Origin of the sequence: Vibrio sp. PBL-C16 (assembly GCF_034321865.1) — a bacterium.
GTDB lineage: Bacteria > Pseudomonadota > Gammaproteobacteria > Enterobacterales > Vibrionaceae > Vibrio > Vibrio alginolyticus.
This window is the reverse complement of the sequence record NZ_JAXLNY010000001.1, coordinates 1439447-1454034: the sequence shown is the minus strand read 5'-3', so window position 1 is coordinate 1454034 and position 14588 is coordinate 1439447. Positions and strand designations below refer to the sequence as shown.

The following is a 14588-nucleotide window of genomic DNA, read 5'->3' as shown; positions in this document are numbered from 1 at the left end:
TCAAGCCCTGCAATTGCAGGGCTTGAATTTTAAGGTGTTTATTCATTTAGAGATTAAACTGCAATCTCTCCACCGTCTTCACGGCGAATAACCACTGTCGCCGCTCGTGGGCGCACAGAAACACCAGCAGGCGTTTCTTCGGCTGCATCTTCACTGTATGGCCAGTTACCTGGGTGCTGAATATTCACAAACAATGATTTGTAATCAGGGCTGATGGTAAAGCCTGTTACTTCACAACCATTTGGTCCGACAAAGAAGCGTTTCAATTCAGCTTGATTATCCGCACCAATCACAGCTTGATCACCATTCTCATCTGTTAGCTTAGATGGCACAACAGCCAACATTTGATCATTGGTGTAAGACGTGACTTCATCTGCGCCGTTATCAGTCTGAATCCACAAAATACCACGGCCATCAAACGCTAATCCGTCTGGGCTCGCAAACTGGTTTAACTCATTCAAGCCAGAACGGTTGGTATCTGCATCACCATTTGCTGGCGAACCAAACACAAAGATATCCCAAGTAAAGTCAGTTGCTGAAGCACCTTCATCCCAACGAATAACATGACCAAACTTATTATTTAAACGTGGATTCGCAGGATTGGTTTCATCTGTACGGCGCGTATTGTTCGTCAATGTTAAATATACTGAACCCGTGAATGGATCAACCGTACACCACTCAGGTCGATCCATTGGTGTTGCCCCAACTAAATCCGCCGCGCCAGCAGTATTGATGATAATTTCAGCCAGTGAGTTAAAGTGATCCGCTAACGTACCACCAGCGGTTGTTACGCTATCAAGCGTTAATGGTAACCAAGTACCTGTGCTGTCTTCATTGAAGCGCGCCACATACAGTGTGCCTTCGTCCATGTACTTGTCACCCATCGCCAAGCGGTTATCAGGGTTAGCATCTGCTGGATCCCACGCTGCCGCAGATTCAAATTTGTATAGGTATTCAAAGCGAGAATCGTGACCAGAATAAAATACCACTGGTTTGCCTTCTTCAAGCTTACCGAAAGTACAGCCCTCGTGACGGAAACGACCTAGCGCAGTACGTTTCTTCGCACGTGAGTTTTGCGTGTAAGGGTCAATCTCGACAATGTAACCGTGACCATTGGCTTCATTACGGTAATCATCCATCGCACTTGCTCCTGTTGGAGCCACATTAAAGCGAGAGAACTCATCAAGACGCTCTTCTGCATTACCTGCTAATGTCTCCCACAAGTAGCGTGTGCTTTGGTCATCAACACCAATGCGATCTTGCTCTTCTGTACGAGTCCCGGCGTTAACAAAGTAACCAGGCCAGTTCTCTTCACACGTTAAGTAAGTGCCCCACGGCGTGTAGCCGTTGCCACAGTTGTTTAACGTACCACGCGCTTGGCTGCCATCTGGTGAGAAACGAGTGACAGTTAAAGATGTGTGGGCTACCGGGCCAGACAAATCCATGACTGTCGCACCAGTATAACGACGGTTTAGTGGGTCGGTATCAACCAACTTCCACATGTTATCTTCCAGTTGAATGCGAACCACTGATACACCGTGCGCGTTAATCTCTTTGCGCACTTCATCTACAATGGTACGTACGCCATTTTCAACCGTCGGACCGTTTGGATGCAGTGCTGATGTGTCGATGTACTCGTGGTTAATACATAGCAAGCCATCTGTAGTGCTATCGTTCAATGGGAAAAAATGCATGCCGTCATGGTGCATGCCTAGCGCATTTAACTGATCGGTACTGGTGTTGGTACCATCATTTTGCCATGCGCTGCCTTGTGCATTAAGTGGTGTTCCCCAAGGTACTAGTACTTGTGCGGTGTAGCCTTGTGGAATTGAAACTGCGTCAGTGAGTGAGCCAGGGATAGATTCAAAGTTAAGAACGGCTTTAGATGCGCCCGAACCACTGCTTACTGTACTCCCTGAGTCAGACGAGTTACAACCAGCCAATCCGAAAGCACCAAACGCTGTCATCGCACTGATACCTAAACCACCTTTCAGAATGCTGCGTCGAGATAGGCTCGCTTCTAATACTTCTTCAAATGGTTTGTTTTCACTTTGGTTATAACGCGTCGCGTCAAAGGTTTCCTTGCTCATTTTTACTTTCCCGATCTTATAGTTTAATTAATAAATAAGTGATTAGTTGAACGGCAAGAAGTTTGGATAAGAAAAATGACAAAAGTGCTTAAAACATATGAAACTTGTGTTTCAACAATACTGCAAACCAACCAACACAGCTAACGAAGCAATTAAATTCTGGTTACATAATCACCAACTGTATCGCTTCATTCTGATTTTACTTGGGCTAAAGTGTGATAGAAGGTATAAGGTGTACGAAATCAAATCATCTACGAGAGATAATCATGAAATTAGACAAGATCGATAACAAGAGCCGTCGTATCCGTAAAAAGCTGTTCTTAGGTGAGTTCGCAATCCTAGGTTTCGAGATCAGCTGTGAAACAGACATTAACGACTTCGACCGTTACGATGCATTCGTTGATGACTTTATCGACTACATTGACGAGCTTGGTCTTTGCTTCGGTGGCGGTGGTCTAGAACTGTTTGAAGGCTTCCTATGTTCTACTGACCGTTACGGCAGTGCGACTGAAGAACAGAAAGCGCAAGTTATCAAATGGTTAGAAGCACGCCCAGAAGTGAAAAGCGCGCAAGCGGGCGAACTAGTTGACGCCAACTACCTGTAACTAAAGGGCAACCTGTAATACGCAGAGCTCGATAAATGGTAGAGAAAGCTGGTCTTAAGACTGGCTTTTTTATTTTTGGAAGAATGCGATATTAAAAATAGGGTGCTTGGGAAGTTGCGCGGAGTGATTGTGGCGTTTTTGAGCTGGCAATCAACGGGAAACTGCGTTCCACAGCCAGCTCGTGCCTTTAGGTATAATTAACTATGATTTTTTAGCTGGTGCGTCTTTCGTGTCTTTCCAGTATTGAATACGCACACGATGTAGCTGAGCTCTTCTAGTCTTTTTCATAGTAAAGTCCCTCATCTTATATAAGTAACGCTCCTCATGGAGCTTATTGTCTAAGGTCGTATCCCCTTCAATCTATAAGGGAATCAATCATTTAACCGTGACCAATTTCACAACATAATGATAATTACCGATTTCTTGCAGCCTGTTTTTACTGGCAAACGGCATATTATCTATCTGACACAGTTAACTTACTCACCAGATATGACAGAAAAATGGCAATCAAGTTCCCTACTTATACTGTCATTGAATCTTAATAAGGATTAACAAGGTGGGCATTTCAGATTTACCATACTGTTTATAAAAACCGCAAGAATTTTTATTTCTTTTCAAACAAATCTCTACTCAAGATCAATTCACTTTCATCTTTATCGTCTCCCTTTTAACGCATTGTGATCCAGTTCAATCCACAGAACTCGGAACAAAAAGCGCACATTAATACATTCACCACCAAACTTGTGCGAGATCTCTTACAAGAGTTGTAAGCAAATAGATTAATCACCTCTAAGAGCAATGCCAGAAAAAACATTAAATATATGATTTAAAAGTAATATTTAAATTCACTTAAAATAATAAGTAAAAATAATTTAGAAAAGTTAATTGAGTCAAATCAGCAAAACATCAATACTCAATTTGTCGACAGGATGTTGGCGGGAACAGGAAAAAAGCCTAAAGGATTGGGTATCTTCAGGATGAAGATTTGATAACTTAGGATGAGTTGTCAGCAAGGATGTAGTTAAGCTCTAGGATAGAGTTCGCCCGTCAGGATGATAGGTAAGAATGGACACCGCTAGGAAGGCGATGAACAAGGAACTCGGTTAAAGGACTTAGCCACAATCAAGGATAGATGCAGGGAGCACCTATTAGTAGCTGGATTGCTGCGAAAAAGAATAAGCCCCGTCTGGGAAACCAGGCGGGGTTTTATTTTGTCTGTAATGTATTGATAGCGATTCATCTTTATCGTTTAAGTCTTCTCTGTTTTCATAAAACACCGTGCTATCATTTTCTTTACGTCTCCCAACAAAGCTCTCAGAAAATCACACACTATGCTTAATCCTGTTTGGTTACATACATTTAAGACATTGATTGAAGTCGGTCATTTTACGCAAACGGCAGAAAAACTTTTTATGACTCAGCCTGGCGTCAGCCAACACATCAAAAAATTAGAGCAAAGTTGTCAGCATGCCTTGATCAAGCGCGAAAACAAAAGCTTCGAATTAACCGAGCAAGGCAGGATTGTCTACGCATATGCGCTCGAGTTAGAAGATAGAGAGAAGAAGCTGCTCGAAGAGCTCAGTTTTGATGATGCGTTTTCAGGCCACTGTAAACTGGCTTGTTCTGGTGCAATGGCGTTAATGTTGTATGGGCCCATTTTGGAGAAGCAAAAACAGCACCCGAGCTTATCGTTACATTTAGAAGCCGCGCCAAATCAATCTATTCTCAACGCCATAACGCAAGGGCACATCGATATTGGTATCGTGACTGATGTTCCCAACAAAGGTCTGTTTCACAGTGAGCGAATTGGTAAAGAGAGGTTGTGCTTGGTTCTGCCAAAGCAATATCAAAATAAGCAGATAACGCCACAACTCTTGCATGACTGTGGTGTCATTAGCCACCCTGATGCCGAGCATTACATGACACTTTTTTTTGACCAATGTGAAGAACCACAGCTCCAAGAAATTAAGATGAGCGATTTACCATTATCCGGCTACGTAAATCAATTGAGCCAAATTTTGCTGCCTGTCAGCAAAGGACTTGGCTTCACCGTGCTGCCTCAAAGTGCGGTCGACAATTTTCCGCTAAAAGACACGTTACACATTGCTCAATTGAAAAACACTGTATGTGAAGAGCTATTTCTAGTTCGTAAGCGCAGTCGTGCTCTACCTCTCCGCTATCAGACCATCAAAGAAGTGTTATTGGATGTGATCGGTGGCGCGCATCAATGATGTTAGCCACTCTTCGCTGGTAATGCGTTCCTCTTGGCAATCCACCCAATATGGTTTGCCAGATAACCAGCTCTTTGACGCGACCTCTTTTATAAACACATCCACGGAATCAACGTCATCTTTGGCGTAATCCCATTTATTGCGCATGTGTTCTGCCGCTTCTTGATTAGTGTACGCCTTGCCGTTGCGGATAAAGGTGCAAGAGGATTGCTCAACTCGTTTTATCAACGTCGAGATATCTTGCTCTACCCCTGCTAGTGCAAAGGTCGGCAGAATGCTTAATGTAAGTAACAACGTCCACTTTGCTTTCATCGCACCTTTATCCTTATCCCTGACCACGTAACTACTAATAGTAACTACTGATAAGTGACTTAACTATTCTGGTGTTTGGCTGTTTAGTTCAGCCATTATTGCCACCATGCCTGAGCAGGCTGAGGCTCCGCAATCGCCAAGCGTTGACCAATCTCAGGGCTAACTAACGTTACACCGCGCTCTTCACTGATGTCTAACGCGCGTTGCATCGGTTCATTCCAATCGTGCATCGATAAATCAAACGTGCTGTTATGGATCGGCATCATAACTTTGCCCTGCACATCGATGTGTGCTTGAACGCTTTGCTCTGGGAACATGTGAATGTCTGACCAGAGTTCATTGTACGCACCTGTTTCAATCATGGTGAAGTCAAATGGACCGTACTTTTCGCCAATCTCTTTAAAGCCATTGAAGTAACCAGAGTCACCACTGAAGAACACTTTGTGTTGTTGTGCATTGATAACCCAACTGCCCCACAGCGTCGTATCGCGGTCTGTCAAACCTCGACCGGAGAAATGCTGAGTCGGAGTCAATGTATATTCAATGCCGTCGACAGAATGTGACTCCCACCAATCTAGCTCGATCACTTTCTCCTTCGGCACACCCCAGTTAACCAGTAATTGCCCCACTTTTAACGGCACCAAGAAAGTGCCCACCTTGTCGCCTAGCACTTTAATAGAAGCTTTATCTAGGTGATCGTAATGGTCATGACTGATCACCACCACATCGATAGTTGGCAAATCTTCTATCGTGATGGGGGTTTGGTGAAAGCGTTTTGGCCCTGCCCATTGTACAGGAGACGCGCGATCACTGAATACAGGGTCGGTCATCACCAGTTTTCCATCGAGCTTCATTAATACGCTTGAGTGACCCAGACGATAGATGACGTCATCTTGCTCTTCTAACAGTTGCCGCGCTGTGATCGCATGCACTGGAATTTCAATCGTTGGTGTTGGGTTAAGGCGCTCAGTCGTAAAATATGCTTTCATGATTTCGAACATGTCGCCCAAACCGCTTTTGTATTCCAACTCTGTATTTGCAAATTTGTCCGGGTATGTTGGCGCTTTTTCAGTATCAACATTAGAACAAGAAATCATTGATGTACCCATCGCGAACGCTCCTACTGTGGCTAGCAAAGTTTTTTTCATAAAAAGTTAACCCGAACAAAAGTAAACTACACGGTGCAGTTTACATTCTAATTATCAAAAGTAAACTACTTAGTGTAAAATAGAACAAGAAATGATCTTCTTAACTTAGCAAGCTTATGAATGTAAAAAGAAAAAGTCGTAGCGAAACCAAAAGAGAAGCCATCTTGTGCGCGGCAAGGCAAGCGTTCCAAGAGTTTGGGGTGCAAAACACCAGCATGGATAAGCTCTCTGCAATCGCACAAGTCTCTAAGCGCACGGTCTATAATCACTTCCCTTCTAAGGAAGCGATCGTGACGGAGTTGCTGACTGAGCTTTGGCGTTCGTCAATAATGGAAAGCGATATTAAACGCTTGGCCACTCTGCCACTCAAAGATCAATTGATTGAATTACTCTACAGCGAGATCATTGTGGTGACGGAACCAAACTATATTGAGCTGGCAAAAGTGGCATTTGGGCACTTCTTATTTAAGCCAGAAGATCTCAAAGAACAAGCAGAACAAATGTCGAAACAGGAAACCGCCCTGTACCGCTGGCTTACGGAGAAATCGAACAGTGGCGCTTTGCAAATTGATGATGTACATATAGCAAGCACTCAATTGCACAACTTACTTAAAGGCAGTGCATTCTGGCCGCAGTTAATGGGAATTCGCCCCTCTTTGTCGAATGAAGAATCTAGGCTGTTAGCTACCCAAACGGCGGAACTTTTTTTAAGTCACTATCAAAACAGCTAAAAACAGCGGTCAAATTGGCCGCTTTTTTAAGCGATAATTCGTGACAAAGCGATGAAATTTTTGCTCAATTTTATTTATCTCACCCTTGACAGTCTCATACCGCAAGGCGTGAGCGTTCGATAAAATATTTTTGTCGTGTCGACGATGCTTTTTCGTTTTCATCTCACAAAAAAACGCCCTAAGGTGCGCACCTCTGACGACGTGGTTGTTCAACCACAATTCTAAATCGTTGAAGTAAGTAGGTTATGTCATAACATGATCACCTGCCTACTGCATTCTATGCTCTATACTTATATTTTAATTTGGTACTGACTTACTAAGGAATTGCCATGCGTATTGCTATTCTCTCTCGTAATGAGAATTTATATTCAACCATGCGCCTAAAACAGGCGGGTGAAGAACGTGGGCATCAAATCGATGTGATCGACACGCTTCACTGTTATATGGACATTACGAGCAACAACCCTAAGATCCGCTACAAGGGTGAAGAATTACCGCAATACGATGCTGTTATTCCACGTATTGGGGCATCTATTACGTTTTACGGCACTGCTGTTGTACGTCAGTTTGAAATGATGGGTACATTTTGTGTCAACGAATCTGTCGCGATCAGCCGCTCTCGTGACAAGTTGCGCTCATTGCAACTGCTATCACGTAAAGGCATCGGTTTGCCACGCACTGGCTTTGCTCACCATCCTGACAACATTCAGGACGTGATCAAAAACGTTGGTGGCGCACCTCTAGTAATTAAATTGCTAGAAGGCACTCAAGGCATTGGTGTTGTACTTGCTGAAACAAATAAAGCGGCAGAAAGCGTGATTGAAGCTTTCATGGGTTTGAAAGCTAACATCATGGTGCAAGAATTTATCGAAGAAGCAAAAGGCGCGGACATCCGTTGTTTTGTTGTCGGAAATAAGGTGATTGCCGCAATGAAGCGCCAAGCAAAAGAAGGCGAGTTCCGTTCTAACCTTCACCGTGGCGGCTCTGCACAACTCGTGCGTTTGAGCAAAGAAGAGCGTGCGACCGCTGTAAATGCTGCGAAAGTGATGGGCTTGAACCTTTGTGGTGTGGATATCCTTCAATCTAAAAATGGCCCAGTGGTAATGGAAGTGAATTCTTCCCCTGGTCTAGAAGGCATCGAACTAGCAACGGGTAAAAACATTGCAGGTATGATCTTCGATTTTATCGAGAAAAACGCTAAGCCAAATTCAAACCGTACTCGCGGTAAAGGTTGATTTTTGTTTAACGTACAAGAGAGCCAAAAACCGGCTCTCTTGTTACTCGTCGCTAGGATGACACTATGAATCAGAAAATGATCATTGGGAATGCCGAAGCTATTTGCTTGCCAGAGTTAGGGATTACTCACCTTGAAGCGCGTATTGATACAGGCGCTCAAACCTCTTCATTACATGTAGACAATATTGATTGCTTTGAAAAAGATGGTCAGTCTTATGTTGCATTCGATCTGCACCCAGATGTATACCATTTAGAACAAGTGGTTCGCTGCACAGCGAAACTAAAAGCAAACCGTAAGGTTAAATCTTCTAACGGTACTTTTGAGCACCGCTGCGTGATCACGACGATGCTGCGTATGGGCGACCAACAATGGCCAATCGACATTACGTTGACTAACCGTGAAAAAATGACTTACATGATGTTGTTAGGTCGTCAGGGCATGGCAGACAAAGTGCTCGTTGATCCTAGCCAATCTCATTTATTGGCATCTTAACCCCGTAGCTTCAGATGAGTGATCGAACGTTTTTGTTGAGCATCACTCGTCTGGCTTTATCTTCGCTTACTTCCTACGAAATAACGCAAACAACAATCCCTTCGCTTTAACTTTTGTCACTCGCCAGTGCGTCATTGGCTTAGTCGGCGCTGTATTCAAAATGTGCTGATACGCTTTTTCATCCAAAGTCACCTCTCCCCCATGTGCCAAAAGCAAACATTGCGGATTCATCTCAAACACACGCTTTAATGATTGCCGATATTGATTCGGATGAAATATGGGAAACGGCGCAATCAGATGCTTTTTCACCTGCACCATTAAATCCGCCACATACAACACATCTTGTTCAGAATGATAAACCGACAGATCTCGGTCGGTATGCCCTAGCGTTTCTAGCACCTGCCAATCATCAAATCCAGGAATAAACTGTCCATCAATAAGTTCAATATCTGGCTTTAACTTGCGGGAATACCACAGGTTTTGCTTTGGTTTACGCATCCGATTCGCCATCCAGCGTGCTAACATCAAATCGGTCAAATGCATTAGCCAACCGTCTACACCGCTATACCACTGGTTCTCTCGCTTTGCGGCCAATAGCTTGCATCCTGTTAAATCACGTAGTTTGTGCGCACCACCAGCATGGTCTGGATGCATGTGGGTCACAACAACCAACTTTAGGTCAGAAAAAGGACGATGGAGTTGATGTTCAATAAAGTCTTTAAGATGAGGGATGTCTGCTCGACTGGCACCATCAAGCAACAATAATTTATCGGGATATTCGGCGAGATACATGGTCTGAATGTACCCCTGAATTCTGTGCAGCTTCAAAATATGTCCTTATTTTAGTGAGATGCTTCATGACCGAATCCTTACTGGTCAGACCAAATATAACAGCAGAATGGACGCTTCGGTAAACAAATATTCACACGTAGCGACGACAACAAATCATAATCGAGATGATAGATTTTAATCATTAGACTCAAAGGCACTTTTATCCGTTAATGCGCGCACACGGAGTTCGTGTCAGGGTATGAGGTAAATGCCTCATGATTTGCTTTTTTGTACTTTTCCTTCTAATTAATTAAGGAGTTAAGTACATTTTTGTGAGAATCGAGTTGGAAAAAGCAACTAAATTAGACCGCATCCGCGCGGACTACAACGTTCACTACTGGAGCCAAGGTTTCTACGGCATTGATGACCAAGGCGAAGTATATGTATCACCACGTAGTGATCGTGCACATCAAATCCCTTTCAGCGCTATTGTAAATGAGCTAGAAGCGAAGCAGTTAAATCTGCCTGTATTAGTACGCTTCCCGCAAATCGTGCACCAACGTGTGCATGGTATTTGCCACGCATTCAACCAAGCAATTGAAGAATACCAATATCCAAACAAATACTTGTTGGTGTACCCAATTAAAGTAAACCAACAACGTGAAGTGGTGGATGAAATTCTAGCGAGCCAAGCTCAACTAGAAACCAAGCAGCTTGGTCTTGAAGCGGGTAGCAAGCCAGAATTGTTGGCGGTACTTGCATTGGCTCAACAAGGTAGCTCCGTAATCGTGTGTAATGGCTACAAAGACCGTGAGTATGTGCGTCTTGCACTGATCGGTGAAAAGCTGGGTCACAAGGTATTCATCGTACTAGAGAAGCTTTCTGAGCTGGATCTGGTACTAGAAGAAGCGAAAAGTTTGGGCGTAAAACCGCGCCTTGGTTTACGCATTCGCCTCGCCTCTCAAGGCGCAGGGAAATGGCAAGCAAGTGGCGGTGAAAAATCGAAGTTTGGTTTATCAGCATCGCAAGTGCTTAGCGTTATTGAACGTCTTAAACGCGAAGGCAACCTAGACGCGATGCAACTGGTTCACTTCCACCTTGGTTCACAGATGGCAAACATCCGTGATGTACGCAATGGTGTGAACGAGTCTGCACGTTTCTACTGCGAACTACGCGCACTCGGTGCAAACATCGAGTACTTCGATGTGGGCGGCGGCTTGGCAGTGGATTATGACGGCACACGCAGCCAATCATCGAATTCGATGAACTACGGCCTTGCAGAATACGCACGTAATATCGTGAACACAGTGGGCGATGTGTGTCTGCAATACGAACAACCAATGCCAGTGATCATTTCGGAATCGGGTCGCTCGCTAACAGCGCACCACGCTGTATTGATTTCTAACGTAATTGGTACCGAGTCGTACCTACCGGAAGAAGTACATGAGCTTGATGATGACGCTCCGCTTTTGCTACAAAACATGTGGCGAAACTGGGAAAACTTACAAGATGGTACAGACGCTCGTGCGTTAATTGAGATTTACAATGATACCCAAAGTGATTTGGCAGAAGTGCACTCTCAATTTGCTACAGGCGTGCTTAACTTGGAACAACGTGCGTGGGCAGAACAATTGTCACTACGCATTTACTTCGAATTAAGCCGAAAGATGAGCACTAAGAATCGCTTCCACCGTCCGATTCTGGACGAGTTGAGCGAACGTCTTGCAGATAAGTTCTTCGTGAACTTCTCTCTCTTCCAATCTCTACCAGATGCTTGGGGTATTGATCAGGTGTTCCCTGTTCTGCCACTTTCTGGTCTTGGCGAGGCGGAAGAACGTCGTGCAGTGATGTTGGACATCACATGTGACTCTGATGGCGCGATCGATCACTACGTTGATGGTCAAGGCATCGAGAGCACGCTACCTGTACCAGCTTGGAGCAAAGACAAACCGTACCTAATGGGCTTTTTCCTAGTAGGCGCATACCAAGAAATCCTTGGTGACATGCACAACCTATTTGGTGATACCCACAGTGCTGTAGTCAATGTTGATGAACATGGTCAATTTGAGATCAGTTACATCAACGAAGGTGATAGTGTAGAAGACATGATGCGCTACGTTCATATCGACGTGGATGCGATTCGTGACAATTATAAACAATTGGTTTCACAGCGAGTTGAAGCCAATGAACAAGCACAAATCCTAGCAGAACTAGAACAAGGTCTAGCAGGATATACCTATTTAGAGGACTTCTGATATGAATGATTTGTTTACTAAAACTGATTATTCGCTTTACTCCAACTCTATGTCGTTTTTACGTCTGCCGTACATTCGTAACCCGGTATCGGCAGACGCAGACGTTGTGGTGTTGGGAGTCCCTCTGGACATGGCAACATCTGGGCGTCCAGGTGCGCGTATGGGTCCAGATGCAATTCGCCGTGCCTCAGTCAACTTGGCATGGGAAGGTAAGAAGTTCCCGTGGAGCTTCAACGTATTGGATAAACTGAAAGTGATCGACGCAGGTGATCTCGTGTTCGATTGCGGTGATGCGGAAGATTTTACTTACCGCCTTGAAGCGGCAACCAGTGAAATTCTAAAAAGTGGTAAAACCATTTTGGGATTGGGCGGTGACCACTTCATCACGCTACCTATCCTACGTGCCTATGCGAAGCATCATGGCCAAATGGCTTTGATTCACTTTGATGCTCATACGGACACCTATGCAAATGGCAGTTCATACGACCACGGTACGATGTTCTACCATGCGCCGAAAGAAGGTTTGATCTCAGCAAAGAACTCAATACAAATTGGCATTCGTACGGAGTACAAACAGCAAGATCACGGCTTCAATGTGATTAATGCGATGCAAGCGAATGACATGTCGGTGAACGAGCTCCTAGAAGAAATTCGTCGCACCGTCGCAGACAAGCCAGTATATGTCACTTTTGACATCGACTGCTTAGACCCGGCCTTCGCACCGGGAACTGGTACACCAGTTTGTGGTGGCTTGAACTCAGACAAAGCGCTGAAAATTATTCGTGGTTTAGCCGGCATGAATATCGTGGGTATGGATGTTGTCGAAGTATCGCCTCCATACGACCACAGTGATGTTACCGCACTAGCGGGAGCAACCATCGCACTAGAAATGCTTTACGCATACGCATCTGAGCGCGAATAGACATAATCATTTCTAAGGGAGCTTCGGCTCCCTTTTCTTTCTGATGCCTTCCTCTACCTTTTATTCACTCGTTTCATCTTGAACTCAGATCAACCGAGCAGACGCTTTATTTTTGCACTTTAACCATTAAAAACAGTTACCTATAAGGCTCATACTATTCACGAAAAGCAAAAGATTTAACGTAAATAGACAAAGAAATGCACCGCTTTTTGAAAACAAAATCGGATTAGTTTTTCTAATTTAAATCATAGATTTTTATCTTGCTCGACTTCACACTTTTCGATTGCTAATTATACAAGCAAGCACTATTATCTCGCGCAAATATCCCCGCAACACAAGAAGTCAGTTGGCACTCTGTAAAAGAGCGCTAAGGGTTTTTACGTCTTAAACTTTTTGGAGAGATACGCAAATGTCTGCTTCGTTTCCATTAGCGAAACTTACCTTTTTAATCGCTATATTGACTGCCGTGGGTCAAATGACCCAGACAATGTACGTGCCTTCAATCGGTCATATGGTGGGCGAGTTTTTGGTATCTGCGTCATCACTTCAAGCTGTGATGGCTTGTTACCTGATCCCATATGGCTTGTCGCAATTTGCGTATGGCACACTATCGGACCGCTTGGGACGCAAACCGATCATCATCGTCGGGCTGCTTATCTACATCGCGGGTACACTGGTAGCATTATTTGCACATCAATTTGAATGGTTCTTGATTGGTAGCTTTATCCAAGGCTTAGGTATTGGTTGCGGCGGTGCGATGTCACGCACTCTGACTCGCGATTGCTTTGAAGGCTCTGATCTACACAGAGCAAACAGCTTAATTAGCATGTGTGTGATTTTCTCACCATTAATGGCACCAGTATTAGGCGGCTACCTAACAGAAGCTTTCGGATGGCGGTCAAGCTACTTGTTCTTAGCGCTATTTGCTATCGCGGTTGTGATCACCATGATGACAAGCATGATGGAGACGCTACCAAAAGAGAAACGCAAATTCGAACCAGTAGCCAAAAGCTACAAACACGTTTTGTCTGACCGCCGCTTTCAAGGCTTTTTGATTTGCCTGGTTGCAACATTCGCTGGTGTGGGTGTATTCGAAGCGGCGGCTGGGGTGTTGTTAGGTGGAGTATTAGAATTACCAGCAACAACGGTAAGTTTGCTGTTTATATTGCCGATCCCAGGTTACTTGGTGGGCGCAGGCTTATCTAGCTATATAGCAAGACGTCGCTCTGAGCGTCGTGCTCTAAATGTAGGCTTGGTCTCTATTTTTGTGGGCTCTGCTATTGTGCTCATCCCAGGCTTGTTTGGTTTAACCACAGCATTAACGCTGGTTGGAGGCGCAACCGTGTACTTTTTGGGTGCAGGTATTCTCTTCCCAGCAGCAACAACTGGAGCGATTGCGCCATTCCCATACCATGCAGGAACAGCAGGCGCGACATTGGGTGGAATGCAAAACTTGGGGGCAGGTGTAGCAACTTTGCTCGCGTCACTATTTCCAGCGCATAACCAGATGCCTTTGGGCATTTTGATGATGGCAATGTCGGTAATTGCAATGCTTGGGTTAATGTGGGTGAATCGAGCACACAATCACTCAAACGAAGTACCGCAAGTTATCTGATCATTATCAGCTTACTTTCAAAATCCAAAAGGGACACACTCAACAAGTGTGTCCCTTTTTTCATATCACACTATATCGATTTCCCGATGAGAATGATTTAACTTTCGAATTGATATTTGTTAAAAATAACAGCTGCTTACACAATGTGTTTTCAGCTCCCTTCAAATTGAGTATCCAAC

At 44.4% G+C, this 14588-nt stretch carries 12 protein-coding genes; 8 read left to right on the top strand and 4 right to left on the bottom strand.

Annotated features, from left to right (window positions below; all coding sequences use genetic code 11):
* Positions 1-53: 53 nt before the first annotated feature.
* Positions 54-2090, bottom strand: coding sequence for a PhoX family protein (locus UQW94_RS06310; protein WP_005384183.1), 2037 nt, complete (start codon positions 2088-2090; stop codon positions 54-56).
* A gap of 266 nt (positions 2091-2356) precedes the next feature.
* Between UQW94_RS06310 and UQW94_RS06305 the strand changes: the two genes are divergently transcribed.
* Both UQW94_RS06305 and UQW94_RS06300 read left to right on the top strand, forming a co-directional pair.
* Positions 2357-2695, top strand: a complete 339-nt coding sequence (locus tag UQW94_RS06305) for a YggL family protein (RefSeq protein WP_005374208.1) — start codon at positions 2357-2359, stop codon at positions 2693-2695.
* Between the two features lie 1331 nt (positions 2696-4026).
* Positions 4027-4926, top strand: a complete 900-nt coding sequence (locus tag UQW94_RS06300; RefSeq protein ID WP_053349393.1) for a LysR family transcriptional regulator — start codon at positions 4027-4029, stop codon at positions 4924-4926.
* On the opposite strand, the gene UQW94_RS06295 is transcribed toward UQW94_RS06300, so the two are convergent.
* Complete coding sequence (locus tag UQW94_RS06295) at positions 4894-5238, bottom strand: DUF5329 family protein (RefSeq protein ID WP_033906240.1); 345 nt, start codon at positions 5236-5238, stop codon at positions 4894-4896. The two genes, UQW94_RS06300 and UQW94_RS06295, sit on opposite strands and share 33 nt — an antisense overlap.
* A gap of 95 nt (positions 5239-5333) precedes the next feature.
* Entirely contained in the window at positions 5334-6347 is a 1014-nt protein-coding gene (locus UQW94_RS06290; protein WP_213879698.1) for an MBL fold metallo-hydrolase, read from the bottom strand.
* Positions 6348-6502: 155 nt separating this feature from the next.
* Here UQW94_RS06290 and UQW94_RS06285 point away from each other — a divergent pair, with 155 nt between their 5' ends.
* The 3 genes from UQW94_RS06285 (at position 6503) to UQW94_RS06275 (ending at position 8846) form a co-directional block, all read left to right on the top strand.
* On the top strand, positions 6503-7117 hold the full coding sequence (locus UQW94_RS06285) for a TetR/AcrR family transcriptional regulator (RefSeq protein ID WP_137282875.1): 615 nt from the start codon (positions 6503-6505) through the stop codon (positions 7115-7117).
* 329 nt (positions 7118-7446) lie between these two features.
* Positions 7447-8352 carry a 30S ribosomal protein S6--L-glutamate ligase gene (gene rimK, locus UQW94_RS06280; protein WP_005374224.1) on the top strand — a complete coding sequence of 302 codons (906 nt, stop codon included), beginning with the start codon at positions 7447-7449 and terminating at the stop codon, positions 8350-8352.
* Between the two features lie 65 nt (positions 8353-8417).
* On the top strand, positions 8418-8846 hold the full coding sequence (locus tag UQW94_RS06275; RefSeq protein WP_005384193.1) for an ATP-dependent zinc protease: 429 nt from the start codon (positions 8418-8420) through the stop codon (positions 8844-8846).
* A 66-nt stretch (positions 8847-8912) separates the two neighbouring features.
* Here the strand turns inward: UQW94_RS06275 and UQW94_RS06270 are convergent, their stop codons facing one another.
* Positions 8913-9638, bottom strand: a complete 726-nt coding sequence (locus tag UQW94_RS06270) for an MBL fold metallo-hydrolase (protein ID WP_044129549.1) — start codon at positions 9636-9638, stop codon at positions 8913-8915.
* 323 nt (positions 9639-9961) lie between these two features.
* Between UQW94_RS06270 and speA the strand changes: the two genes are divergently transcribed.
* The 3 genes from speA (at position 9962) to emrD (ending at position 14409) form a co-directional block, all read left to right on the top strand.
* Positions 9962-11872, top strand: coding sequence for an arginine decarboxylase (gene speA, locus UQW94_RS06265; protein WP_033906546.1), 1911 nt, complete (start codon positions 9962-9964; stop codon positions 11870-11872).
* Position 11873: 1 nt separating this feature from the next.
* A complete protein-coding gene (gene speB, locus UQW94_RS06260; protein ID WP_322142102.1) occupies positions 11874-12794 on the top strand; it encodes an agmatinase in 921 nt (306 codons plus the stop codon).
* Positions 12795-13203: 409 nt separating this feature from the next.
* On the top strand, positions 13204-14409 hold the full coding sequence (gene emrD, locus UQW94_RS06255) for a multidrug efflux MFS transporter EmrD (protein ID WP_322142101.1): 1206 nt from the start codon (positions 13204-13206) through the stop codon (positions 14407-14409).
* Positions 14410-14588: the final 179 nt, after the last annotated feature.